General features: G+C 43.5%; 18 protein-coding genes and 1 tRNA gene. 4 read left to right on the top strand and 15 right to left on the bottom strand.

What is annotated here, in order from left to right:
- Positions 1 to 3: 3 nt before the first annotated feature.
- From AC27HD_RS10050 to AC27HD_RS10005, 10 genes are all read right to left on the bottom strand, one after another.
- Positions 4 to 1,662: an amino acid ABC transporter ATP-binding/permease protein gene (locus AC27HD_RS10050; RefSeq protein ID WP_487105473.1), complete on the bottom strand. Its 1,659-nt coding sequence runs from the start codon at positions 1,660 to 1,662 to the stop codon at positions 4 to 6.
- A complete protein-coding gene (cydD, locus tag AC27HD_RS10045; RefSeq protein ID WP_487105471.1) occupies positions 1,659 to 3,362 on the bottom strand; it encodes a thiol reductant ABC exporter subunit CydD in 1,704 nt (567 codons plus the stop codon). Before cydD ends, AC27HD_RS10050 begins: the two co-directional genes overlap by 4 nt.
- A gap of 3 nt (positions 3,363 to 3,365) precedes the next feature.
- Complete coding sequence (gene cydB / locus AC27HD_RS10040; protein WP_487105469.1) at positions 3,366 to 4,367, bottom strand: cytochrome d ubiquinol oxidase subunit II; 1,002 nt, start codon at positions 4,365 to 4,367, stop codon at positions 3,366 to 3,368.
- A gap of 2 nt (positions 4,368 to 4,369) precedes the next feature.
- Positions 4,370 to 5,767 carry a cytochrome ubiquinol oxidase subunit I gene (locus tag AC27HD_RS10035; protein WP_487105467.1) on the bottom strand — a complete coding sequence of 466 codons (1,398 nt, stop codon included), beginning with the start codon at positions 5,765 to 5,767 and terminating at the stop codon, positions 4,370 to 4,372.
- A gap of 245 nt (positions 5,768 to 6,012) precedes the next feature.
- On the bottom strand, positions 6,013 to 7,386 hold the full coding sequence (locus AC27HD_RS10030; RefSeq protein WP_487105465.1) for an alginate export family protein: 1,374 nt from the start codon (positions 7,384 to 7,386) through the stop codon (positions 6,013 to 6,015).
- Positions 7,387 to 7,394: 8 nt separating this feature from the next.
- Positions 7,395 to 7,796 (bottom strand): rhodanese-like domain-containing protein, encoded by a 402-nt coding sequence (locus AC27HD_RS10025; protein WP_487105463.1) that lies wholly within the window; start codon positions 7,794 to 7,796, stop codon positions 7,395 to 7,397.
- Positions 7,797 to 7,805: 9 nt separating this feature from the next.
- Positions 7,806 to 8,675, bottom strand: a complete 870-nt coding sequence (locus tag AC27HD_RS10020) for an MBL fold metallo-hydrolase (protein WP_487105461.1) — start codon at positions 8,673 to 8,675, stop codon at positions 7,806 to 7,808.
- Positions 8,676 to 8,759: 84 nt separating this feature from the next.
- A complete protein-coding gene (locus AC27HD_RS10015; protein ID WP_269518924.1) occupies positions 8,760 to 9,410 on the bottom strand; it encodes a peroxiredoxin in 651 nt (216 codons plus the stop codon).
- A gap of 310 nt (positions 9,411 to 9,720) precedes the next feature.
- On the bottom strand, positions 9,721 to 10,335 hold the full coding sequence (locus AC27HD_RS10010) for a class I SAM-dependent methyltransferase (RefSeq protein WP_487105459.1): 615 nt from the start codon (positions 10,333 to 10,335) through the stop codon (positions 9,721 to 9,723).
- A 301-nt stretch (positions 10,336 to 10,636) separates the two neighbouring features.
- Positions 10,637 to 11,035, bottom strand: a complete 399-nt coding sequence (locus tag AC27HD_RS10005) for a DUF3718 domain-containing protein (RefSeq protein WP_163104309.1) — start codon at positions 11,033 to 11,035, stop codon at positions 10,637 to 10,639.
- A gap of 317 nt (positions 11,036 to 11,352) precedes the next feature.
- Here AC27HD_RS10005 and AC27HD_RS10000 point away from each other — a divergent pair, with 317 nt between their 5' ends.
- The gene (locus AC27HD_RS10000) at positions 11,353 to 13,593 is read left to right on the top strand and encodes a penicillin acylase family protein (protein ID WP_487105457.1); all 2,241 of its coding nucleotides are present in this window, start codon (positions 11,353 to 11,355) and stop codon (positions 13,591 to 13,593) included.
- 353 nt (positions 13,594 to 13,946) lie between these two features.
- On the opposite strand, the gene AC27HD_RS09995 is transcribed toward AC27HD_RS10000, so the two are convergent.
- Positions 13,947 to 14,033: transfer RNA gene (locus tag AC27HD_RS09995), tRNA-Leu, on the bottom strand.
- Between the two features lie 443 nt (positions 14,034 to 14,476).
- On the opposite strand from AC27HD_RS09995, the gene AC27HD_RS09990 reads away from it, so the two are divergent.
- Positions 14,477 to 16,552 (top strand): ATP-binding protein, encoded by a 2,076-nt coding sequence (locus tag AC27HD_RS09990; protein ID WP_487105455.1) that lies wholly within the window; start codon positions 14,477 to 14,479, stop codon positions 16,550 to 16,552.
- Positions 16,553 to 16,555: 3 nt separating this feature from the next.
- Here the strand turns inward: AC27HD_RS09990 and AC27HD_RS09985 are convergent, their stop codons facing one another.
- From AC27HD_RS09985 to AC27HD_RS09970, 4 genes are all read right to left on the bottom strand, one after another.
- Positions 16,556 to 17,584, bottom strand: coding sequence for a methionine synthase (locus AC27HD_RS09985; RefSeq protein WP_487105453.1), 1,029 nt, complete (start codon positions 17,582 to 17,584; stop codon positions 16,556 to 16,558).
- Between the two features lie 135 nt (positions 17,585 to 17,719).
- Positions 17,720 to 18,697: a DUF1852 domain-containing protein gene (locus AC27HD_RS09980; protein WP_487105451.1), complete on the bottom strand. Its 978-nt coding sequence runs from the start codon at positions 18,695 to 18,697 to the stop codon at positions 17,720 to 17,722.
- 282 nt (positions 18,698 to 18,979) lie between these two features.
- Complete coding sequence (locus AC27HD_RS09975; protein ID WP_487105449.1) at positions 18,980 to 21,577, bottom strand: TonB-dependent receptor; 2,598 nt, start codon at positions 21,575 to 21,577, stop codon at positions 18,980 to 18,982.
- A gap of 256 nt (positions 21,578 to 21,833) precedes the next feature.
- Positions 21,834 to 23,045, bottom strand: coding sequence for an ROK family transcriptional regulator (locus AC27HD_RS09970; RefSeq protein WP_487105447.1), 1,212 nt, complete (start codon positions 23,043 to 23,045; stop codon positions 21,834 to 21,836).
- A gap of 183 nt (positions 23,046 to 23,228) precedes the next feature.
- Between AC27HD_RS09970 and fucP the strand changes: the two genes are divergently transcribed.
- Entirely contained in the window at positions 23,229 to 24,503 is a 1,275-nt protein-coding gene (gene fucP / locus AC27HD_RS09965; protein ID WP_487105445.1) for an L-fucose:H+ symporter permease, read from the top strand.
- 19 nt (positions 24,504 to 24,522) lie between these two features.
- Positions 24,523 to 25,371 (top strand): shikimate dehydrogenase, encoded by an 849-nt coding sequence (gene aroE / locus AC27HD_RS09960; RefSeq protein WP_487105443.1) that lies wholly within the window; start codon positions 24,523 to 24,525, stop codon positions 25,369 to 25,371.
- The last annotated feature ends 109 nt before the right edge of the window (positions 25,372 to 25,480 follow it).

Genomic DNA, 25,480 nt, shown 5'->3' with positions numbered 1-25,480 from the left:
CTATTATTTCAAATCTACATCCAAGTACTGATAATCAACTCCTTTACCTAAAACAAAACTAGGCACTTCATGCAGCAAAATAATAGATTTGCGCGCTTCAAGCCATGGCGATATCCGGTTATAAATACGTTTGGCCATGGTGTTATCTAGCCCATTAAATGGTTCATCTAATACAACCATGGCGGGGTCTCTGAGTAATAGCCTTGCAAGGCACAAGCGCCTCGCTTGCCCGCCTGAAACCTGTCCCCCGCTTTCACCAAGCCAAGTATGAAGGCCCTTTGGAAGTGCATCTGCCCATTTAAGAAGCTCAACCTTAGCGAGGGCATCAAATACTCTTTGTTCATCTACATCCTCAAGACCGAGCGTTAAGTTGTAGTAGAGGCTTCCCGATAATAAGCTAGGAGATTGCTCTAGATAACTACAAACCTTGTATAAACTTTTTGATGAAATTGCAGTTAAAGAGTGCTCATTAATCTCTATGTTAACGCCGGGTTGAGCTGCAGGAGTAAGCTTAAATAAAAGCTTCGCAAGTGTGGATTTGCCGGCGCCTGAACGACCCGTTATAAAAAGTGGTTTAGTATCAGTAAGGGTAAAAGATATCTCTCTTTGGAAACTTGCCGGAATAGTGGAGAGGTTATTTACTTTACACGCTATCGCTTGTATGTAGTGGATATGGGTTAAATCCGTTTCAATTTCTGTGGACGCCAGTTTTTTGAGCCGCTCACTTGCATACTCTGTTTTTCCCCAAGTGCTAAATTGCTCCGGTATGGTTTGCAGCAACTCAGATACTCCAATAAATAAAAGCGCTAACATAATGGCTGTGGGGCCTTCAATTATTTGATTGCCCACCGCCCAAAGACCAGAAAAGAAAACCGCGCAAAGCGCAATACCAAATAGGCTGTCAGTAACAAACTGTAGTTTCGCTACGCGCTTCTGTAATGCAGAGTGATGCTCTTCAAACAGTGATAATTCACCGAGAGTATGGGCTTGATGTGCAGTCATCATATCTTGGCTAGATAAAACAAACGCCCCTTTTATATGGCTTATTAAAGACTCTCTCGTGCGATTAAGTTGAGCAATTGAAGCTTTCGCAGCACCTCTAGTCTGTGAAACAGAATATCTGATCAGCAACATCCAAGAGAGTACTGCTGTAAGAAAAAATACAGCGGCAAAATCAAACCAGATAAAGCATAAAAATGCACTGACCAATAAGATGACCAGCCCTGTAGCAAGTGTTGGTATTGTGTAGCGAATCAAAATACCGTCTAAGGCATCTAGGTCTGAGGTAAGGCGGCTTAACCATTCACTGTCGGAAGTTTGTCTTATTTCGTGAAGCGGCTTGTGGGAAAGCGCTTTAAATATTGTCACTCTATACGTAGCGATAAGCCGCAAAATTGTGTCGTGATTATAAAGCCTTTCGATATAGCGGCCGACAGTTCGACTTAAGGCAAAGTAACGAATACCTGAGCCTGGCATATACATATCAAGTTTTACAATCAAACCTGCACTTATAGCTAGTCCTGCTAGTGCAGTGGCGGTAATTAGCCAGCCTGATAGAGCCAGTAGCCCAACTCCTGATAGCATGGTTAATAGCGACCAAAAAAGACCAATGAAAAGTCGCTTACGTTCGCTCTGATAGATTATCGATAGCCAAAACTTCATTGTTCGTTTTCAACCTTTTTGGTTAGGTCAATATGGATATCGGACATCGCTATTATCATTGGATCGTGGGTCGCAATAACGATCAGGGCCCTTTCTTTGAGTTCTTTAACAGCGTCATTTATCAAATCTTTACTTTTAAGATCTAGGCTCGCAGTAGGTTCATCTAGCAAAATTATTTGAGCAGGGTTAAGCAACACTCTGGCCAAAGATATCCTTTGCATTTGACCGCCTGATAGGCCTTGACCGTGCTCACCTAATACGGTGTCGAGGCCTTGGTGCTTAAGGGTGATCTCATTCGTCAAATCGAGTTTGTCTAAAGCAGCCAGCATTTGAGCTTCGTTGGCATTTGGAGCCGCTATCGCAAGGTTGTGTCGGATGCTAGCATTTTTAATCCACGCTTTTTGCGGTAGGTAGGCGATGGAATGCGTGTCTTTAAGGGATAAGTTGACTTCCCCCGAAATAGGGTGAAGATAACCTGCAATCGTGTTTAAAAGGGTGGTTTTACCGCAGCCAGAATCTCCTGAAAACACGAGCAAACCGCGCTTTGAAATGCAAGTGGTAACACTGTTGTTTAACGGCAAGTGAGACCGGTAGCCCACCACAAGATTATGCAGTTCAAGTTTTGCATCATGCTCAGATAGCGTAACCTTTCGTAAGGCATTTTTGCCGTATTGCTCTTCTTCAGACTGCAGGTGTGATAACGACGCTACTATATTGTTGGCAGCCCCCACTGCACTTGCTTTATCGTGATAGAAGGCTGATAGGTTTCGCAGTGGCTTAAAAAATTCTGGCGCTAACAGTAAGATAGCAAGGCCTGAAAATAGACTAAGCGACTGAGCAGGGCCCCAGTCAATAGCACCATAAAGTGAAAAACCGATGTAAATGGCGAGGCTGGCAATGGCCACACTGGTAAAGAACTCAAGCACAGTAGAAGATAAAAACGCAAGCTTGAGTGTTTTCATAACAACATGCCGATAATTATCTCCTCGGGCTGCTACTTCGTCCGACATGGTTTGCTGGGCGCCCAATAAAGAGATGGTTGAAAGGTTGGCAATCCGATCAAGAAAATGCCCGGCGAGACGTTGTCGAAGCAGTGAATACTTTTCGTTTATATGCTCAGCGCCCATACCGACTAAAATCATAAATAGCGGAATGAGTGGAGCAGAGACGAGCAGCAATATTGCGCAAAGCCAATTTAAACAGCCAACGACGATTATAATCAACATTGGCGAAACAATAGCAAGCATTTGCTGAGGCCAGTAACGTGAAAAGTAGCCATCAACAGCTTCTATGTCTTCAACCCATTGCGATGCAATAGCCCCGCCGGAGAGGGTTTGCAGCGCAATGGGGCTTGTCTTATTCCAGCGATTCAGTAGTGTGGTGCGAATACTGCGTTTTACTTGCGCGCTTGCATCTTGTGCAAGATTACTTTGTTGAAAACTAAGCCATGGCTTAACCACACTTACAATGACTAGTAGTAACCAAGGTACCCATAAACTAGATAAGCTAGAGTCATCGACGAGTACGCTATGCGCTATAAAGGCAAGCAGCAGCCATTGCGCAATCATAAACAGCGAGGCTCCGCCCCCGAACACAACAGAGCGGCTAAGTAGAGCACGCTGATTAGTAACTTCCTGCTTAAGGAACTGGGCGCCTGATATGTTTGTCATATCAGGCGCAAGAGCGGGCTTATCTTTCATAATTTAGTGGTAACCTGCGTCGCCCACTTTTCCTCTAAATACCCAATATGTCCAGCTTGTGTATGCCAAGACAATTGGAATGACAAATAAGAAGCCAAGTAAAAGGAATAGCTGTGAGTTGTATGCTGACGCTGCATCGTAAATAGTAAATTTAGGCGGCACAATGTAGGGCCACTTACTTGCTAGCAAGCCCAAATAGCTAAAGAGAAATATTCCCATGGTTGCCACAAAAGGCATGCCGTCTTGTTGCTTTTTCACTGCGCGAAGAACAATAACTGCACAAAATAACGCGAGGGCGGGTAACGCCCATATTAGGCTTATGCCATCGAACCAACGTGTCATTACCGAACTATCAACAAACGGGGTATATACACAAACCGCCGCAAAAATTGCCATCAGGCCGAACAGAAGTTTTGGCGTTATTTTATAGGCCCACTGTTGAACTTCACCATCGGTTTTCATAATTAACCACGTACTACCTAAAAGCGCGTAGCCGATGACGAGGCCAAAGCCGGTCAGCACGGTAAATGGAGTAAGCCAGTCAAGAGGGCCTCCTGAATAAGCAAACCCTTCGGTTTCAAATCCCTGAATGTAAGCACCTACAACCGCCCCTTGCGCAAATGAAGCAACGAACGAACCGACAGAAAATGACCAACTCCAGAGGTATTTAGAGGTTTTTGCTTTAAACCTAAATTCGAACGCCACGCCTCTAAAAATTAACCCTGCAAGCAATAGAAATACGCCTATATATAAAGCGGGCAAAAAGATGGAATAAACCAGAGGAAAGGCGGCGAGTAAGCCCGCGCCTCCCAATACTAGCCATGTTTCATTGCCATCCCATACAGGGGCAACAGAATTCATCATTTTGTCCCGTGCTTTTTCATCTGGGGCAAAGGGGTAGAGGATACCTTGCCCCAAATCAAATCCATCCATGAGGACATACATCATGATGCCAAAGCCAATTATGCCGGCCCAGATTAGTGTTAAATCAAATGTTTGTTCCATAATTATAAGTCTCCATCAATGGCAACATGGCCTGCAGAAAAAGGACGAGCCGGTCTTTCTATTTCATCCATCTCGTGAGGTGCATTGGCTTTTTCTAAGCCACCTTTGAAAACTTTAAGGAGGTAATAGATGCCGGCACTGAACACCAATGCGTAAACTGTGATGTAGCCAATTAATGAAAACAGTGCCATACCGCCTGTAAGTGAAGGCGTTAGGCCTTCTGCGTGTGTAATTTGACCATAAATAAGCCACGGTGCACGGCCTGCTTCAGTCACTACCCATCCTGCCAGTACCGCTAAGAACGGGCTAATGCTCATCATTCTTAAGCCTTGTAAAAAGACAGGAGAAGTATAAATTTTACCGCCTCTTCTATAGATGAGCCCCCAGATGCCAAATACCACCATAAGAAGGCCTAACGCCACCATAACTCTAAAAGACCAGAATACGATAAATACAGGAGGTTGCTCTTCAACAGGAACCGCTTTTAACCCTGGTACTTCACCGTCCCAATCGTGAGTAAGCACATAACTCGCTAGTTTCGGTATCTTTATTTCAAAATGGTTTTTTTGCTCTTCTTTATCTGGAATGGCAAACAACAGTAGTGGAACACCTGTACTCGTCTCCCAGTTTCCCTCCATTGCAGCCACTTTAGTGGGCTGATGTTTCATTGTGTTCAATCCGTGGAAGTCTCCTACAACAGTTTGCAATGGAGCAAGGAAAAGTAGGAACCATAGCGCGACAGATAGTGCTTTTTTATTCGCTTCTAATTCACGTTTTTGTAATATGAACCATGCACTTACACCGGCAACAACGAGGGCAGCCGTTAGGAAAGAGGCCAGTGCCATGTGGGTGAATCGATAGCCAAATGATGCGGTAAACAATGCATCAGTCCATGACTTCACGTGGTACATGCCGTTTATAAGCTCTAAACCGTCTGGTGTTTGCAGTAGTGAGTTAGCCGATAGAATCCAGAAAGAAGAGATGAAGGTTCCCGTTGCAACCATAATGGCTGCAAAAAGGTGGACGCCCTGAGGCACTTTATCTCGACCGAAAAGTAACACTCCCAGAAATGCAGCTTCTAAAAAGAATGCTGTTATTACTTCGTAGCTTAATACCGGCCCTAAGAAGTTAGCAGTGGCATATGAGAAGTTGCTCCAATTAGTGCCAAACTGGAATGACATAACAATACCTGAAACCACACCGATGCCAAAAACTACGGCAAAAACTTGAATCCAAAACTTAGATAGTCGCTGCCATATCGGGTTTTCAGTTTTAAAATAAAGCGTCTCGAATCCTGCAATTGTACTTGCTAGACCAATTGTAAAGACGGGGAATATGGCGTGAAAGCACACCACAAAAGCAAATTGTATTCTCGATAAGACGAGGGGATCCAATTCCATAGCACAAACCTCTTTGTAAGATAATTGGCGATAACGTATTAGGTACCGTTCCCTCATTACCAGCTGGGAACTATGTGTTAAATGTACTACAATTCCCTTTTAATGTATATCTAAAATGCATATTAAAAGTTGGTGTGAAGTTATAAAAAATGTTGAAAAAACAACAGCGAAAATAAAGCTTCAATTGTGGAAGTATTAAATTTGTGTAATCTGGGGGGCTATATCCAACGTTGTGCAAATCAGTTTTAGTCAAAAGCTGACTGAAAGAAGTAAGAAGATTGTAAATACCCATAATTGTTTATTGAATTCCCTAGGGCAAGCACGCTGTTTAAGCGACTGCGCGCAAAGCCAGCTTCAATTCCTATGTTGTCACTTAGTTTCACTCGCATACGGAGCTCTGAAAGACTTCCTAAAAAAGCACTATTTTCTAAAACCGCTCCATTTAACCGTCCTGAGTCACCACTCTTGTGAATATTGAATTGCCTGTATTTAAGTTGTAATTCTGTATCTTCACTTAAGGCGATGGTGGTTGAAATACCTGGGGAGCTCATGTTGTCTCGAGCAAACACACCAAATATCCCAGTAGGTCCAAATTCAAATCTGCGAGCACCATAAAGCGTACTGAACCCTTCGTACTTATCGGTAGTGACATCATCACCAGTCGCCTTGTCATAGAAGAGCTGCATAGTTAAATTATTGAGAGATGTTGTGACAGCTGTATGAATAAATCCTGCTTTAATTGCTTGAAAACCTCTATTGCCTCGTTGAAACGCAATCTCATAATCAAGGGCAATGTTTTTCATCAAAGAGAGCTGTGCTAGGTGACCAAAGGTATTTCTTTGCGTATGTACTTGAGTATCGGTTTGGGTCGTATCATCTCGCAAAGCATAAAAAGCTAGGTTGCCACGGGTTGTCTCTATTTCTGAGAAAACACCATAAAAGCGTTGGTCACGCGACGACTTATCAAGTTCAAACTCTGAAGTGCTCTTTTCGGTGTAGCGTTCAGGAAGTCGAGAAACAGGAAATGTGTAGAAGAAAGTAGTAGATAAACCCTCTTTGTGATAATCGACTTTTAACCCATCAAAGGTGTTCAGAGTATTTCTAAATCGGTTCCTCGCTACAAATCGGCGGCTTCCTATATCCATCGTAAATCGCCCAGCTTTTAGTGATAACTCGTCGCTTCTATCGCGTTCGTTAAGCTGACCTTTCCATGATATAGATAGCTGAATAGGCTCGGTTGTATTTATGTCATCAGTGCCAAGAGGGGTAAATGTACTCGCTCGAAATATTCGGCTATCAACTAGCTCAGCATCTAGTGCAAATGGGCCTTTTCTGAAGGTTAGCCTTGAAGAAATTCTGGTGTCGATAACATCATCCGTCTGTTGTTGAGCGCCGAACTGGTCATCGAAATACTCATATCTTGTTCGAATATTTGTGGTTGTTTCTATAGACGCATACCCTTTGTTAGAGGGGGGCGATTGTTGAGGCGTTATGCCTGTAGATGCCGGCTTTTGTCTGTTTGGCTCTTGAGAAATTAGATTGCCCGATGCAGCTGATGGTGCGGGAACACACACTAAAAGGAGTAACGCGATTGTTCCCGCTTTTTTGTTGAAGCGCATTTTATGCTCTACCGATTAGTGTTTACCGGCAAACTTTTTCTATGCCACTCATCCATACCGCCTGCTACAGAAAATACGTATCGATGACCCATTTCGTAGAGAGACTTCGCTGCCAACGCCGAGCGTCCACCAGATCTACAGATTAAATAGATACTTCGTTGGGCTAACTCCTCAATAGCATCTCTTTCTTCACAATAATGTGACAAAAGCGGGTGACTACTTATCTTCATCTCAAGTAGTCCCCTTGGCATATTAACCGACTCTGTTATATGACCGTGTTGATACTCTTCGTTTTCTCTAACGTCGATTAAAATGACATCTGGTTGCGTTAACGCAATCATAAGGTCGTCCACGGTAACTTCTTCAACGGAGGCCTTTACTTCACTAATGTAAACCTTTGGTGTTTTCATTGGATTGCCTCAAAGTTGGTTAATAGGTACTTTGATATAGCTTACATTGTTACCCTCGGCTGGCGGTAATTCACCTGCTCGTACATTTATCTGTATCGAAGGAAGTATCAACCTGGGCATGTTCAATGTAGCGTCTCTTGCTTCACGCATTTGAACAAATTCTGATTGAGAAACTCCATCTTTTACGTGAATGTTGTATTCTTTTTGCTCAGCCACTGTGACTTTGCTTTCGTGGGTGCGATGCTGTGTAGGATAGTCGTGACACACGTAGATATTCGTTTCTTCAGGTAATGCCAAAATACGATGTATTGATTCATAGAGCGTGGTTGCGCTACCTCCTGGGAAGTCACAGCGAGCGGTTCCTACGTCAGGCATAAACATTGTGTCACCTACAAATATCGATTCTTTGTTAAGTAAATAAGCAATATCAGCTGGTGTGTGGCCAGGTACATGCATCACTTCAAAGTGTAGGTTGCCCACTTCAAGAGTGTCACCTTCCTCAAACAACCTGTCGAATTGCGCACCGTTGGGTAGGAACTCTTTTTCTAGATTGAACAGGGCTTTAAAGATTTTCTGAACCTCTGTAATACGAGCACCAATGCCAATTTTTGCATTGTACTTGCGCTTGAAAAAAGGGGCGGCCGACAAATGGTCAGCATGTGCGTGGGTTTCTAAAATCCACTCAACGTGTAACCCCCTGTCTTCTATAAACTGTGCAATTTTCTCTGCGCTTTCTGTATGAATACGGCCTGCGCTATAGTCGAAATCTAAAACTGGATCAATGATAACGGCTTTAGATGTTGACTTGTCCTCCACTACATAGGTAAATGTCTCACTGTCGTTATCTAAAAATGACGTGATTTCAGTTTGTATGCTCATCGTAATCTCCATGTAAATTCAGTGATATAGGAATTCTATATCACTGATAAATCTTCAAAACGTAAGGTCGTGCTTAGTTAAAACTTACAGAGACTTTTTACAGAAGTACCAATCTACATAGTTGTAGCCTGCAGTGTCTCTACCTTCAGCGTCTTCTACAGTGTGTGGAGGTGGTACAATAACTTCTTCACCAACCTTCCAGTTTTCAGGTGTAGCACAGCTGTGCTCATCACTTGTTTGTAAAGCTTCAACAAGTCTGACAAATTCATTAATAGCGCGACCGTTACTCATTGGGTAGTAAACCATGGCGCGCAAAATTCCTTCTGGGTCGATTATGAAGGTTGCACGAACCGCTGAAGTATCACTTGCTCCAGGTTGCACCATACCGTAAGACTTGGCCACTTCCATTGAAAGGTCAGCAATAATAGGGAAGGGTATTGTCACACCGAACTTCTCCTTGATATTGCGTACCCAAGCGATGTGTGAGTGAGTGCTGTCAATAGATAAGCCCAGCAATTCAGTATTCAAAGAAGCAAACTTGTCTGACGCGTTGGCAAAGCCGATAAACTCGGTAGTACATACCGGAGTAAAGTCTGCTGGATGTGAAAAAAGTACTAACCACTTACCTTTGTAATCAGAAAGTGATTTCTCACCGTGAGTTGTTTTTGCACAAAAGTCAGGTGCTGGGCGGTTAAGCTGTGGAAATGTAACTGTGCTTTGATTTTCAGTTGTCATAGTAATGCTCTCTCTGTTTAAAGTGTATTTAAAATGCACATTTAATATAGCGAGGAATATAAGTTATATCTAATCTAATTTGATGATTACTTGAATTGAGTTACCAGATTGAAGCTGTAGGGGCACCACTGAAGGGCAGTTGAAAAAAGCTAAAGGGCCCTTAGTGTTCTCTTGAGTGAAAATTACTCGCTTAAAATGTCGAGGGAGTTCTCTTTAACGGTATAAGGCAGGCAACCAAAAATACTGTCAATTGACTGCCGAGTTAAATCTGAAGGCTTACTTTTGGTTAGTTTTTGAATCGAAAATAGACTTATTGTTTTATTCCAACATAGCGTAATACTTTACTGGTGCCGTTATGAAATTTGCCTTCACTTAAGTTGATCTCATGCACGTCTAATGTGACTGTCGTGAAATCCGGAAAATCTCTTTCTATTGTTTCTTCCATAAACAGCATACTTTTGTCTTTTGGCCCACCAACGTTCGGGTTCGACTTTTGGAAAACGGAGTGCTCAATGTGAAAGGCTTCAATAATAACCAAGCCGCCTGGCTTTAGTGCTCGCGATATTTTGCGGTGGCAGGTGTGTAGTAACTCGCTTGGGAAATGAGCAAAGATCAATGCAGCAACATCGAATTCGTGATTCTCTAGGTTAACATCAACAAAATTTCCCACCTCGTAGTTAATTTCAACACCTTCGTGCTTCGCTAGCGCTATGGCTTTTTTCTTTCCTTCGTCGCTAATATCAAAAGCAAAAACACTTAAGCCTTTTTTTGCGGCCACAACTGCGTTGCGACCTTCGCCTTCGCAGGGAAGTAATATCTTGCCGCGAGGCTGATATTTTTCTAATGTCTGAAGAAAAAACTCGTTGGGCTCTTTTCCATACGCATAGTCTTGGGAGCTATAGCGTTCGTTCCACATTTCTTTCATATTCATTGCCTTGGTATTTAAAAAAGATTTACAAGTTAAATCATCAATTAATCAAAATAAGAAATTACAAAAAAGCCCTCTTATTCTTTTTTAATCTATACTTATTCGATTGTGTTGGCAATGTGTTGAATTGAGGAATGTAATGAGTGGATGAAAAAATAGAAAATTATGTTGGGAAGAGGTGATAGGTGCATGGCAGAAAAGGCGAGGCCCCAATAAAGGGGCCTCTAGTGCGGCCCGGAGCCGCTACCATGTTGAAACTGTTACTCACATGGTGTGATGTATTAGGTTCGGTTAGAAATTAAATTCTTCCGTTAAGCTCTGCCGAAATGGGTGAGTCTTGTAGACCTTGTTCAGCAATCCACGCTTGAAGTGTTTTGCCGTCTGCTTCTGGCGCCTGAAGGTCTTTGCTAGGCATTTTCTTAACCAATAAAGTGCCAACTTCAACCGCATTGCTCGTTACCGCTGTGCGGATAAGGCTTTGTCCGTTACATGAAACACCTGCGTAGTAATCGCGAAGTTTCAAACGGTAATCTGACTGTACGCTACGCATTTTCTTACGAAGCTCACCTTTGTCGTCAGCCTGTACGATAGTACAGATGTTAGCTAGTGCATCGTTGATGCCGTCTGCTTGTGCTGCGTTAGAGAAAGCAAGTGTAGATGCTGCGATGATGATAGAGGTTTTAACTATTTTCAACATGGTTAAAGTTCCTGTGGTTAATTGTTTAATGTTTTTTGCAACTCACTCGTCGTTGCTTGAGTTGTATTAAACGCCACCTTCGCAAAAACAAAAACATGTTGGGCGATATATAGGTATTTAAAACTATACTTTAGGCTAAGCCCTTTGCAGCAAAGCCAATAATGCTCATAAAAATCAGCGCCGCGGGCTTTTTAATCTAAGCCGCTGGCGCTTTAATCAACATTGAGGGCACTTTACACATCAATACTGGGGGCTTTCTTTACAGTTGAATTAATGAGTAGTAGGTTTTGCTTACAACTAAAAATAAGGAAAAGCACATGAAGTGCCTGTCGGTTTGTTTTGCTGTATTTGTGACTATGTTTATTTCCGCGTGCTCGTCGGATAATAAGACGCCCGCAGTTGATCAGGAAATTGATAATCAATCAAGGGACGTCTTGCGCTGGGAAGCAACGGCAAAGAACGTGACTATTACCCGCGATAACTGGGGCATTCCCCATATTAAAGGGAAAACTGATGCAGATGCAGTGTTTGGAATGCTCTATGCCCAGGCCGAAGACGACTTTAATCGAATAGAGCGCAATTACATTAATGCCATGGGCCGTTTAGCTGAAGATCTCGGCGAGGATGAACTATACCGAGACCTTCGCATGAAGATGTTTATTCAGCCTAAGCAAATTAAAAAGCAGTATGAAGAAAGCCCTGAGTGGCTTAAAAAATTAATGGTCGCGTTTGCCGATGGCCTAAATTATTACCTTTACACGCATCCCGAGGTAAAACCCAAAGTAATAACGCGTTTTGAACCGTGGATGGCGCTCACCTTTAGTGAGGGCAGTATTGGTGGCGATATTGAGCGGGGCGTAAACATGGCTCGATTGGCCGAATTTTACGGTGATGATATGGCAAACATATCCTCTGTGCCAGACTCAGTAAATGCACCTGAGGCGTTAAACGCAGAGCCGGGGGGGTCGAACGGTTTTGCCATTGCACCGAGTCGTACGAAAAACGGTAATGCACTTCTTTTAGTAAACCCACATACCAGTTTTTATTTTAGGCACGAGGCGCATGTGCAATCAGAAGAAGGGTTAAATGCCTATGGGGCATCTACGTGGGGGCAATTCTTTATCTACCAGGGCTTTAACGAGCGAGTGGGGTGGATGCATACATCAACCTACGTAGATGTAATAGACGAATACGCTGAGACAGTCATCGAAAAAGATGACGCTCTGTATTATCAATACGGCAACGAGCAGCGTAAACTCGAAACACGACTCATTGAACTTCCCTTTAAAGCCAAAGATGGCAGCATGAAGCAAAAGCAAGTGACCGCTTACTTTACCCATCGTGGGCCAATTGTGCGTTCTCATAACGGCAAGTGGGTGTCGGTGCGCTTGATGGAAGAGCCAGTTAAAGCGTTGATACAGTCTTATTCGCGCACAAAAGCGCAAAATTACGATGAGTTTTATGCGGCTATGAAAGGCTTAACAAACTCGTCTAACAACACGGTATATGCTGACGCCGATGGCACTATTGCTTACTTCCACGGTAATTTTGTACCTCGTCGAGATACGGCTTTTGATTTTACTCAACCAGTAGATGGAAGTAACCCCGCGACAGATTGGCAAGGTGTTCATCCATTAGAAGAGCATATCCATATTAAAAACCCGGGTAATGGCTGGATTCAAAATACCAATAACTGGCCTTACAGCGCGGCGGCAGAGTTCAGCCCTAAAAAGGCGGATTATCCTGCGTATTATTCGGGTACTACTGAAAACTATCGCGGTATTCACGCCATTAATTTACTCAAAAATACGACTAATTTTGACGTCGATAGTCTTATTAATGCCGCTTACGATAGCCACCTAACTGGCTTTGATGTGTTGCTACCACCCTTGTTCGAAGCCTTCAATTCACTGCCAACCTCCGACCCACGAAAGAAGTCATTGGCAGCACCTATAGCAGCATTACAAACATGGGATAATCGCAGTGGCGTTGAGAGCGTGCCTACTTCCGTTGCCGTTTATTGGGCTATGGACTTTATGAAGTCGGTGCGCGGTAAAGCGCGAAGCGCGGGACTTAATGTCTATACCTATATGGAAAGTGCGGCATCACATGAAGAGCGATTGATGTCTTTAAGCGCGGCAGTAAATAAACTTAAGGCCGATTTCGGCTCGTGGCAAACGCCATGGGGCGAGATAAATCGCTTCCAGCGAATAAGCCCTGATATTCGACAGCACTTTGACGACAACGCCCCCAGCTTACCCGTTGGTTTCGCATCTGGTCGTTGGGGAGCGTTAGCGGCCTATGGGCAAAACTACGGCCAAGGCGAGACAAAGCGTATTTACGGCACGCGGGGAAACAGTTTTGTTGCAGCGGTCGAGTTTGGTGAAAAGTTAAAAGCTAAGGCAATTACCGCTGGTGGCTTAAGTAACGATCCGAGTTCTCCACATTACAATGACCAAGCTGCTGTATACGCATCAGGCAAACTGCGAGATGTTTATTTTTACGATGAAGATATTACGGCGAATGCCGAGGAAACGTATCGGCCTGGGCAGCGCTGAATAGGCTAGAGAAATGCATAAGAACGGCACGCCAGCGCGCCGTTTGCTCAAACCGCAGATACAAAAAAAACGACTTAAAGTCGGTTTGCTCTTTAATTAACGAGAATGGTGCCAAAAGCCGGGGAGCTGATTGATCGCTACGCAATGGGCCGACACTCGGACGGTGCGCTAGCGTGCCGTTTACCCAAATCGCAGGCACAAAAAAACCGACTCAAAGTCGGTTTGCTCTCTATTTAAAGAGAATGGTACCAGAGGCCGGACTTCGACTGGGCCGACACTCGGACGGTACTCCAGCGTGCCGATTAATCAAACCGCAGATACAAAAAAACCAACTAAAAAGTTGGTTTAGAGAATGGTACCAGAGGCCGGACTTGAACCGGCACGCTATTTCTAGCAACGGATTTTGAATCCGTCATGTCTACCAATTTCATCACTCTGGCATCACATTGTAATGGCTAAGCGCCAATGCGATGCATTATAGCGATGCAGCGCGCGCATACAACACTTTTTTTCGTGAATTACCTTCAAGTGTTGAAAGTTTATACATTGAGTGCAAATAACATCACGCTTAAACAAAGGTCTCACAATGTGGTCTTATGAGTGACATTAAAGGCCATATCTATACTTATTGGGAATAGGGAAGCTGGTGGGCAGGTGTTATGCTCACATTTTAAACACTACACCAGTGCTGTTACATCAAGATTGCTGTCTGATCCAATCAGCTCGTTTAAAACGCTAGTAGGTTTGTTAAGGCCACTGGAACTCTTATTTACGATGTATCGCACGGTAGCTAGTATCAACGATGAACATTTCCCAGCCTGAAAAGCACACACTTAAAACAGTATTTACCCCGCGTGAAGTTCAATTCAATGGAAGGCCCTCAATGAAAGCGGAAAAAGTGAACCCACTACGAAACTTCCACAATATCGTATCTAATCAGTCGTTAGATTTTGATGAGAAAGTGGATGCACTACTGCGCTTTGGTCTCGACCTGTTTGGCTTGGAAGTTGGTATTGTGAGTCAAATCGTGGATGATGATTATACGGTATTTAGAACTGTTAATAATGTTGATGGTCTTGATGCCGGAATGCATTTCGACCTTGGCTTAACCTATTGTCATTACACAATTAATAGAAACAAAGTGGTTGGGTTTAACCACGTAGGCTTTTCAGAAATTGCTAGCCACCCCTGCTACGAAGCACAAAAGCTTGAGGCGTATCTCGCTGCCCCAATAATTACTGATAACACGGTATTTGGCACCATTAATTTCTCTGCTGCTAAACCTGTCGACCGGTTTGAGTCAGAAAGCTATGAGTTTATCGAGTTATTTGCTCAGTGGTTAGGTTCAGAAATCTCAAGAAGAGAAGTGCTTGAACAGTTAAAATCAAAAGCATCGACCCTCGCAAAACTAGAGAACGTAGGGAAGATAGGCTCTTGGTCTATCAACGTCGAAAGTTTAGAAACAAAAAAGACTAAAATTAAAAATAGTATTTTGGAGAAAGTCGACCTTAACCGTAACAATGTGGAATGGAGCGACCAGACTCGGCAAATTCACGAAGCTCCCGAGCATTACCAACCAACATTTGAAGAGGCGTTTAACTTCTATACCGCTGGCGAACACCGAAACGAATTAATGAAAGCAGTAGAATCGGCTATTAGGCAAGGAAAACCGTGGGATCTCAAAGCACAGATAACAACGATGAAGGGACAGCGTCGTTGGGTCGTCACGAAGGGCGAGGCAGAATTCGTCGAAGATAAATGTACAAGATTGTTTGGCACGTTTCAAGATGTAACCGATAGCGAGAAAGCATCAAAAAAACTGCAAGAAGCAAAGCTTAAAGCCGAGCAGGCCACTAAAGCTAAAAGTGACTTTCTGGCCAATATGAGTCATGAAATAAGAACCCCGATGAATGGCGTGCTCGGAACGCTTCAGTTGTTAGAACGCTCAAACTTAGATTCAAAATCACAGAAGCTTATATCAAAAGCAAACTTCTCTGCGACGAGTTTGCTTACAATCATCAACGATATTCTGGATTATTCGAAGATTGAAGCTAACCAGCTGACGTTAGAAAAGCAGCCTTTTTCAATGTGTGATGTGATGGAGCATGTGCACTCAGAATTAAGCCTAGAAGCCACTGAAAAACAAATAGCGTTAAAATCCAGTATAAGCAAAGATTTTGTTGATGGGTGGAAAGGCGATGTAGTGAGGGTGAGGCAAATTCTTCTTAACCTGTGCGCCAATGCCGTTAAATTCACCAAATCGGGGCAAGTCAGCATAGCATTGATGAACGACAGTTCTTATTCTTCAGACGCGTTACGTTTCACCGTAAAGGATACGGGTATTGGCATGTCTGAAGAAGCGCAGGCACGGATATTTGAACGTTTTACTCAGGCTGACTCATCCACAACTCGTAAATTTGGTGGCACAGGATTGGGTATGTCAATCACTGTTAGTCTGGTTCAAATGATGGGGGGCAACATTGAAGTTGATAGCGTTCCTAATCAGGGTACAACAATTACGGTAACCTTACCCCTTGAGCACGCAAACTTAGAAGGCAAAAAAACTGCTTCCCAAACGGACGATGCTCCTAATCTATCAGGTAAGACAATTCTTATTGCCGAAGACAACGATATAAACACCCTTGTTATCGAATCTATGCTAGCGCAGACTCAGGCAAAGTTACATTTTGCTAAAAATGGGGTTGAGGCACTTGAGCAGTTTTCAAAAAATACACCTGATCTAGTGCTAATGGATATCCAAATGCCTGAAATGGACGGACTTCAGGCATTTGCTGAAATACAAAAGCTAAATCAGAGTGTTCCCGTTATAGCACTTACTGCAAATGTAATGAGCACAGACATAGCGCACTACGCCAAGGTCGGGTTTAATGCGCATTTGGCTAAGCCTGTAAAACTCACGGTTTTGTACGATTTACTTCGCAGCGTACTGACCGCTTAGCTGTTATTTCAGTAGCTCTCGCCGCACGAGTTCGGCACCTGCTGCCAGTGCGCTTAACTTTGCGCGAGCTATATGACGAGGTAACGGGGCCATTCCACAATTGGTGCAGGGATACAATTTGTCTGCATCCACAAATTTCAGTGCTTTTCTTAACGTAGTGGCTACTTCCTCAGGGGTTTCAATATCATGGTTGGCTACATCTATCGCGCCGACCATCACTTTTTTACCGCGGATAAGCTCCATCAGCTCCAGCGGAACCTTAGAGTTGTGGCATTCCAGTGAAATGATATCGATGTTTGATTTTTGAAGCTTTGGAAAAATGGTTTCGTACTGACGCCATTCTTCTCCCAAGGTTTTTTTCCAATCTGTATTCGCTTTTATGCCATAGCCGTAGCATATGTGCACCGCAGTCTCGCACTTAAGCCCTTCAATTGCGCGCTCTAAAGCAGCCACACCCCATTCGTTAACGTCATCGAAGAACACATTGAAAGCAGGTTCATCAAATTGAATGATATCGACGCCTGCCGCTTCTAATTCTTTGGCCTCTTGGTTCAGAATTTTAGCGAACTCCCATGCCAGCTTTTCCCGGCTTTTGTAGTGAGCGTCATATAACGTATCAATCATAGTCATTGGGCCGGGTAGGGCCCATTTAATGGGTTGAGATGTTTGGCTTCTAAGAAACCTGGCATCTTCCACAAATACGGGGCGAGTGCGTTTAACGGCATCAATCACCCTTGGTACGCTGGCTTCATAGCGATTGCGAATTGTCACCGTTTCTCGATTCTCAAAATCCACACCGCTTAAGTGTTCGATAAAGGTGGTAACAAAGTGCTGACGAGTTTGCTCTCCGTCACACACGATATCAATGCCGGCGCACTGCTGTTCGTGCAGGGACAGTTTTAACGCATCGTGCTTGCCCTCAGGCAAAATATCTTGCGCTAGTTTCCACGGTGACCAAAGCTGTTCAGGCTGCGCTAGCCATGCGGGTTTAGGAAGACTGCCTGAGGTGGAAGTGGGTAATAGTGTTTTCATAATGTATTTTTGAATAATAACCTAGTTGAGCTATTCCCATAGAAAACTTAAATCTTTAGAAAACTAAAGCGGCTACAGAAATAGTGAAAATGAGAAAATCGACAGCGAGCTAGCTGGCACAAGGCAGCCCTGCCTTTACCAAGCGCATTGTCGTGACCATTGGGTCAGCACGGTTTGATAGGGTTTAATAAACTTTTCCTCTACAAACTTGCCTTGTTCCACCGCTAGTTGAGAGCGTTCGGCTCTGTCGTAAACAATTCGGGTAATGGAATGATCTTGATGATTGAGATTCGGTTGATAATGTTTACCCGCGATAGCGTTCGCGTTATATATTTCAGGCCGATAAATCTTTTGAAACGTCTCCATTGTGCTAATAGTGCTAATAAGCTCTAAATTGGTGTAGTCGTTTAGCAGGTCGCCAAAGAAATAAAAGGCAAAGGGGGCGACGCTATTAGGCGGCATAAAATAGCGCACGTTCAGTCCCATCTTTTTAAAATAACTTTCGGTTAATGAGGTTTCGTTAGGGGTGTATTCTACGCCTAAAACGGGGTGTTCATTTTCTGCTCTGTGATACACCTTGTTGTCTGACACGCTGATGCATATTACCGGCGACTTCGTAAACTGCGCTTTGTAGGCCTCAGAGTGTACGAAGTGCTGGAATAGTTTTCCGTGCAGCTCGCCAAAGTCATCAGGCACACTGAAATGCGACTGTCCTTTGTTGTGATTAGACAGCACCACACTGAAGTCGTAATCGCGTATATACGATGAGAAGTTATTGCCAACAATACCTTGCGAGCGTTTGCCCGTTTTTGTGTCAACAATATTGGTTTGAAGAATTTCAATGGTTGGAAAGCTCTCTCCGTTGCCTTCGACATCCACATCAACCGATATGATATCAAGCTCAACAGTGTATCTATCTGCAGCAGCATTATCCCAAGTAGCAAGTGCGTTAAATCGATTGTCTATCATTTGCAGTGCATTGCGCAGGTTAGCTTTTCGCTGCTTGCCCCTCGCTAAATTAGCGAAATTGGTGGTTACTCGAGTATGGTCAGAAGGCTGATAGTCTTCATCAAAACGAGTACGAGTGATAGTAAATTCAAATTCGTTAGTCATCGCGGTGTTGGCTCTATGTTTGGTGCTGAAAACAATAACCATGTTATACGCAATTAAAACCATGAATAAAAATGACTTAATTTCATTTTTATATGAGTTAAATTCATAGTTTTATTGTTGGTTGGAAAGTAGCGATGGCCGCTATGGCGATAATAAGTGGCGATAATAAGTGGGGATAATAAGTGGGGATAATAAGTGGGGATATTAAGAAGGGATATTAACGGGAATTTAAAGATAAGTAGCCTGCCTAACAGGCAGGCTACTATTTTTGCGAAACTTACTTTAGAAACGCTTACCCACGCTCACTGTAAAGGTACGAGGTAGCACTACTCGTGCGTTAAATGTTGTACTTTGGCCTGCAACTGTTTCACCTGCTCGAGGATCACCTTCAGATAAGCCTTCAGAATTATTAACATTTTTCACATCAGCCCGAAGGTAGTAGCCATCTTCATTTTCAATAGCGAAGCCTAAGTTTAGCATTCCGTAAAATGGCAGTTCTGCAGTATTCGCGTCGTCCGCATAGCGTTTACCACTCCATGAGTAAGTCGCGTTGATACTTGCTACGCCCCAAGCAAAATCTTCGAATTCATAGCTACTAGTAAGCTGTCCAAAATGCTTGGGTACTCGCACTGGCATATTGCCATTGATATCTACTGTATCAACATTACCATCGCTATTAATAAATTCGGCTGCAGGGGTATTAACAAATTCTGGATCTTGATACGTGGCAGACAATCCAACGCTCCATCCTTCTGTTACTTGCAGATTAAATTCAGCCTCAAGACCCAACGTTTCGGTATTGCGGAATGCTTGGCGTTGTACTACCTGATTATTTACCACCGTAGGAACGTTAAAGAAAAGATCGTCTGCCGCAGCATAATAACCTGTTAAGAACGCTGCAACGTCGCCTGAGTTATATTTAAAGCCCAGTTCGGCCATTACTGTGGATGCCGGCTGTGTTTCTCGACGTTCAGAGCGATTAAACTCGTCTATCTCCTCTTGACTTGAAAGGTCCGTAATCGCCATGTATTTGTCTACATCTGGCATACGGAAGCCATCTGCATATCGCGTAAATACAGCAAAATCTTCATTGACTATGTAGTTTGCGGCGACTGTCCACGCTAATTCGTTGTATTCAACATCAAAATTTCTGTATGTCCCTGCACCAAAGGGAAGAATGATATTGCCATTCACCGTATCCGAGTCGGTTGTAAAGCTGCTAATTTCATAATTCCCCGGATTTTCCGCTTCACCATTGGCTCTCAATGTTTCATATCGCGCACCAAGGTTTAAGGTTAAATCATTAATCTCATATTCAAAGTCTGCATAAGGCGCAATGGTTGACTCATTGTAAACAATGTTAGCAAAACCATGAGAACCGGCTTGTATGCCTTTATAGGTTCCACTTGCAATATCATTTCCTTCGGCATCTATGAAGGCGATATCGAGGCGTTGTGGCAACGGCTCAACAGATTGCAGTGTGTTAATACGATAGTCAGTGACATGTCCATTTATATTCGATACGAACAAACCGAAAGTAGAATAGAATGTACCCTCATCAAAACCCTCATAAATATGGCGCATTTTTGTTTCGTTTTGTAAGTTGTCCCCTTCAAAACGGCGATGCCAGAATCCAGCATTAATACCAAAACCATTGGTGTTAAAGCTATCAACATTACTGTTGTTCGCTAACTCAAATCCGGTACCAGCGTCGACGACACGATAATTTAATTCACCACCAAATACCGCGTCGGCAAGTGCCTGCTCGTTGTTATCGAAAATAGCCTGTGCTTTGCCAGAAAGTGATTCAGCATTGCCAACATTAATTATGCCTGTAAACGTTGTCAGCATATCCGTGTAGCGAACTTGGTTTGAAAACGTCCAAGCATCATTAAGCTCTACTTCCGTCGTATTACCGAAGTAAGTTACGTCGGCGAAGTTACCGTCGGTAACATCTAAATCTATGTCGCCACTAGGCGTGTTCGCCAAGCGCAGCAGGCGCGCACCTGCAGAGTTGCCTGTAGTGCCGTCACGTATATCCATACCTCCAGGGATCGTTTGAGCATCAGTTGTAGAGCCTGTCAGTGGTTGGGGAATAAAGAAAAATGACTTATCGTTTTGTTTATTAAACTCGAACCGGGTAAAGCCGCTCGCGTCTTCGAAAAAGTATTTTACATTAGCGTTTAGCTCTCCACCTTGGTTGGCGGTATAGCCCGGGTCGCGAGCAGAATCGCCTTTTCGATACCACCCGCCAATGGCGTACACAGTTTGCTCGTTAATCGAGCCGCTCACCCACGCCTGTGCCCCTAAACGATTGTTGCTGTTAGTTTCAAAAAATACATCTCCCTCAGTATCATCACCGCCTTCACGTGATAAGAAGTTGATGAACCCGGCTGGTGCACTACCGACGAAAATGGAGGAGGCACCACCTCTAATGGCTTCGACATTACCTATGAAATTAGAAAGGCGAGTAAAACGGTCGTTTTGCGTAAATAATACATCTTGGTTATAAAAGACCGTCATGCCATCGCGAAGTAGAGCGGTAAATTCAGTTTGCGTTGAAAGAGGAAAACCACGAGGAGCCACGTTGTTACCTGTTTCACCCCCCGTGTCTTCTGCATGAAATCCTGGAATGCTTCTTACCAACTCACCCACACTGTAAGGCGCCAAACGCTCTAGTTTTTCTTCACCAAACGTTGTCATAGCATTAGTAGATTCAATTTTCTCTTTTGGTCGAGACGTACCGGTAACAATAATTTGTTCAAAATCTAAACTGCTAGGTTTACTGGCTTCTTCCTCGGCGGTTTGTGCTATGGATGACTGTGAAATAGACGCAGTGACGGCGGCCGCGATAAGTGTAATTTTGGTTGAGCATTTCATAGTGTGTCCCTCTTAAGATTGATTTCTTAGTGTTAGTAAATCCTGTTAATTGAAAATATGCCTTTGTGTTAACAGTGGTAACAAGATTGTTAACGAAATGTAGATTAATGAAATTAATAAATCAACTAATATTATTTAATATTTTTTGAACTAATTTATTTTTCGTTATCGCGACAGTTTTGACATTGGTGGAAAATACAAAGAAAACAAGCCGCGTTATGCGGCTTGCCGGTAGTCAATAAGAGAGGTTAAAGGCTTAGTTAAATAAGTTTTGGCTGTCTTGAGAAAAGTTGACTAATAACGGTAGGTTAGCGCATCCGATGGATTGAGCTTTACCGCCGATAGTACCATTCACTATTTGGCAAGGAGATAGGCCTCTAGTATCGGCTACACTGATCTTCTCAGCGGTAGCCCTAATTATCTTTTCTCGAACTGAGACAGGGATCGCGCCGTCAATAACAATAGCTTCAAAATCAAAAATAGCCATCGAGCACAATGCTGCATAAGCGAGACCATCAGCCACTTTGTCTATCCAGCCGTCAAGGGTTGAGCCTAGCTCTCCCCAATATTCACTGGATTGCCAAAGTGCTTTTCCATCGTAGCCGGCATCGACTAACATCTTTTCAAGAATATACAACGATGATTGCATGATAAGTTGCTGTGAGGAAAGTTGCCCTTGTTTGTTCAGTATTGGCTGGGGCAACGAACCAATCGCACCAGCGTTACCCCTTTTACCTGTGAGGAGAGAGCCGTTAATAACCACTCCTCCACCAATGAAGGTGCCAATGAAAACGTACATGAAATCATTAAAATGACCGGGGTTGCCGAAACTCAACTCTGCAGAGCAGGCTGCAGTGTCATCGTTGCATACATACACTGGCAAGTTGATAATACTCTTGATTCCTTTCGTGAAATCAAAATCTCGCCATTCATCAAGAATATTAGAAGGCGCACCAGCCTCTTCAGCCCAACTCCATATTTCATAGGGGGTTGCCACACCTACACCCATTATTCTCTCTCGTAGCTTGTCGCTTAAACCTAGTGTTAAGGCTTCAATGCCCTTTTCTAAAAACGATAATAATTTTGTAACGCTGGGATATTGGAAGTTTTCATGAAGCGTGGCGCGAACATTGCCATTTAAGTCAATTAATGTCAGATCGAAGCTTCGTCTTCCTACCTTTAGTCCAATACCAAAAGCACCCTCTGAATTCAGCGAAAAGGGCACTAGAGGTTGACCTACCCGGCCCCGCTGTGGAGTTTTTCGAACTAAAAGCTCTTCTTCTTCTAAGCGCTTAATTATAACCGTGACTGCTTGTGCAGAAAGTCCCGTTTTATTGGCGATTTCGGCTTTTGGCAATGCATTATGTTGACGAATGAGAGACATGATTTTGCGCTCATTTTGCACCCTGAGACCGGATTGGCCTCGGCTGTTACGAGACGATTGCTGGGGTTTTATTTTATCGGTCATTATGCTTACTTCAACGGTAGGGAGATTGAAAATACCACACACAAGGTACATGCTGCTCTATGAAAATAGGCCCATTAGGTTAATCCGGAGCTAATCAATTAAATAAATAAAGTTGATTTATTGACACGGTATTTTTTTGTTGTTTAAATGCGTTAACCAAAAATTAACATGCGACCGTAACCCATGCAACAAAAAGCCCCCTTAGTTTCCCGCGATATGTTATTGCCTTTTATTCTCCTTACGGTGTGTTTTGCAGCGTGGGGTACTGCGGCAAATATGACCGATCCGCTGGTTAAAGTGTTCAGTAAAATTTTTACTATGTCGTCACTTCAATCGGCTCTCGTTCAATTTTCTTATTATGGTGCTTACTTTTGTTTGGCGATCCCTGCTGCATTCATTAACAAGCGATTTTCCTATAAAACAGGGGTTCTGACAGGCTTGGGGTGTGCCATCGTTGGTGCGTTTATGTTTTACCCGGCAAGCCAGATGATGACGTATGGCTTTTTTCTCGCTGCGCTTTTTATTTTAGCCGGTGGGTTATCGATTTTAGAGACCTCAGCAAACCCTTATGTTATGCGTATGGGAAGCGAAGTTACGGCAACGCGCCGTTTAAACTTTGCTCAATCATTCAATCCCGTTGGTACTAACTTAGGTGTATTTTTAGCGGCAACGCTAATTCTGCCTCAACTAAACCAAGCAACGGCTGACGAGCGAAGCAGTATGAGCGCAGAGCAAATCATTGCGGTGATGAGTGCGGAATTGGAAGCCGTAATGGTGCCCTATGTAGGGTTTGCCTGTGTTCTTGTCGTTATTTGGTTGGCAATTGCGATGACGAAAACGCCTACAGTCTGTCAGGCGCAGGAATCTAGTTCGAAAGTAGATTTTAAGGCAACGGTCAAAAGACTGTTTAAAAATCGTCATTATCGCTTTGGTGTTGTGGCTCAGTTTTTCAACGTTGCGGCTCAAACTTGTGTTTGGACTTTCACCATTCAATACGTGATGGAGGTGCAAGGGGGAGATGAAATATCTGGAGGCAAAGTTCTTCAATACAGTATGTTGGTCTTTCTCGTATCCCGTTTTGTGATGACATGGATAATGGGTTTTATTAGACCTGCATTGCTTCTTACAGTAATGGCAATGACGGCCTCTGCGTTTTGCGTCTGTATGGTAGCTATGCCGAATGAATATGGAATATGGGCGTTAATTGGAATATCGGCTTGCCTGTCTTTGATGTTTCCCACCATTTATGCGGTAGCGCTACATGGTTTAAAAGATGACGCAAAATTTGGTGCAGCAGGTCTTGTAATGGCTATCCTTGGTGGGGCATTAATACCACTACTACAGGCTTCATTTATCGACAACTATAGTGCTGCGTTTTCCTATGTTGTGCCGGCAGGGTGTTTTTTAATTGTAGCGTCTTACGCTATTTTTGACCTCAAAGCAAAACAGAGAACTTAACCCTTAGCAGGAGGAAAATATGTCATTACACTTTTTATCAAGCATAACAGGCTCCTTTTCTCAGGGCGCATCTGAAAATCCAACGGTTGTCATGATAGAAGAAGCCTATAAGGATTTGGGGATAGATTGGCGGTACATAAACTGTGAAGTCTCTCCGTCTAATCTAAACGATGCCGTAAAAGGCGCAAAAGCAATGGGTTGGAAAGGGTTTAACTGCTCAGTTCCGCATAAAGTCTCGATTATCGAGCATCTCGATGGTTTGGGCGATTCTGCGAAGCTAATAGGCGCGGTTAACACAGTGGTAGAAAGAGACGGCCTGTATATAGGCGAGAATACTGACGGCAAAGGATTCTTGATAGGACTCACCGATATCTTAGATATCAAGGACAAACGGGTATTAATTTTAGGCGCGGGTGGTGCCGCAAGAGCAATTTCCGTTGAGTTGGCGTTAGCCGGAGTAGAAAATATTGGCATTGTTAATAGAAATACTGACCGTGGCCGAGATTTGGTGAGTTTGATCAATCAAAATACGTCAGCGAATGCGTATTTTATTGAGTGGGACCACACCGTTGCCGTAGAACAAAACATCGATATCCTAGTGAACTGCACAACTATCGGGTTATATCCACACACGAGCCAGCACGTTAATATTAATCTATCGCTCATGGATTCGCACACTGTTGTTGCAGATGTTATCCCAAATCCTCCAGAGACAAATCTACTCAAAACTGCGAAAAATAGGGGGTGCCAAACTATTAATGGGTTAGAGATGCTGGTAAACCAAGGGCGTTTGAGTATCAAATATTGGACTGGTCTTGAAGCAAATACAGACGTTATGAAAGCCACGCTCGACACTATATTCACCTAGCTTTTGTTTTCACGCCGACACTCGGTATACATAATGATTTTTTCAAAACCCCTTACCTAGCAGATAATCTGCTCTAAAGCCTTTGCCTTTGGCCTGACTCCATTGCAGT

The organism is Alteromonas sp. 4NS20-0143 (assembly GCF_057542855.1).
Note: the sequence above shows the minus strand (reverse complement) of the source record. Positions and strands in the feature narration are given on the sequence as shown.

Coding starts and splice junctions, on each gene's coding strand:
- AC27HD_RS10050 (WP_487105473.1), bottom strand. CDS start 1,662: ATGAAGTTTTGGCTATCGATAATCTATCAGAGCGAACGTAAGCGACTT.
- AC27HD_RS10035 (WP_487105467.1), bottom strand. CDS start 5,767: ATGGAATTGGATCCCCTCGTCTTATCGAGAATACAATTTGCTTTTGTG.
- AC27HD_RS09975 (WP_487105449.1), bottom strand. CDS start 21,577: ATGAAATGCTCAACCAAAATTACACTTATCGCGGCCGCCGTCACTGCG.
- AC27HD_RS10010 (WP_487105459.1), bottom strand. CDS start 10,335: ATGAAAGAAATGTGGAACGAACGCTATAGCTCCCAAGACTATGCGTAT.
- AC27HD_RS10005 (WP_163104309.1), bottom strand. CDS start 11,035: ATGTTGAAAATAGTTAAAACCTCTATCATCATCGCAGCATCTACACTT.
- AC27HD_RS09990 (WP_487105455.1), top strand. CDS start 14,477: ATGAAAGCGGAAAAAGTGAACCCACTACGAAACTTCCACAATATCGTA.
- fucP (WP_487105445.1), top strand. CDS start 23,229: ATGCAACAAAAAGCCCCCTTAGTTTCCCGCGATATGTTATTGCCTTTT.
- AC27HD_RS09970 (WP_487105447.1), bottom strand. CDS start 23,045: ATGACCGATAAAATAAAACCCCAGCAATCGTCTCGTAACAGCCGAGGC.
- AC27HD_RS10020 (WP_487105461.1), bottom strand. CDS start 8,675: ATGAGCATACAAACTGAAATCACGTCATTTTTAGATAACGACAGTGAG.
- AC27HD_RS10015 (WP_269518924.1), bottom strand. CDS start 9,410: ATGACAACTGAAAATCAAAGCACAGTTACATTTCCACAGCTTAACCGC.
- AC27HD_RS09985 (WP_487105453.1), bottom strand. CDS start 17,584: ATGAAAACACTATTACCCACTTCCACCTCAGGCAGTCTTCCTAAACCC.
- cydB (WP_487105469.1), bottom strand. CDS start 4,367: ATGGAACAAACATTTGATTTAACACTAATCTGGGCCGGCATAATTGGC.
- AC27HD_RS10030 (WP_487105465.1), bottom strand. CDS start 7,386: ATGCGCTTCAACAAAAAAGCGGGAACAATCGCGTTACTCCTTTTAGTG.
- aroE (WP_487105443.1), top strand. CDS start 24,523: ATGTCATTACACTTTTTATCAAGCATAACAGGCTCCTTTTCTCAGGGC.
- cydD (WP_487105471.1), bottom strand. CDS start 3,362: ATGAAAGATAAGCCCGCTCTTGCGCCTGATATGACAAACATATCAGGC.
- AC27HD_RS10000 (WP_487105457.1), top strand. CDS start 11,353: ATGAAGTGCCTGTCGGTTTGTTTTGCTGTATTTGTGACTATGTTTATT.
- AC27HD_RS10025 (WP_487105463.1), bottom strand. CDS start 7,796: ATGAAAACACCAAAGGTTTACATTAGTGAAGTAAAGGCCTCCGTTGAA.
- AC27HD_RS09980 (WP_487105451.1), bottom strand. CDS start 18,697: ATGACTAACGAATTTGAATTTACTATCACTCGTACTCGTTTTGATGAA.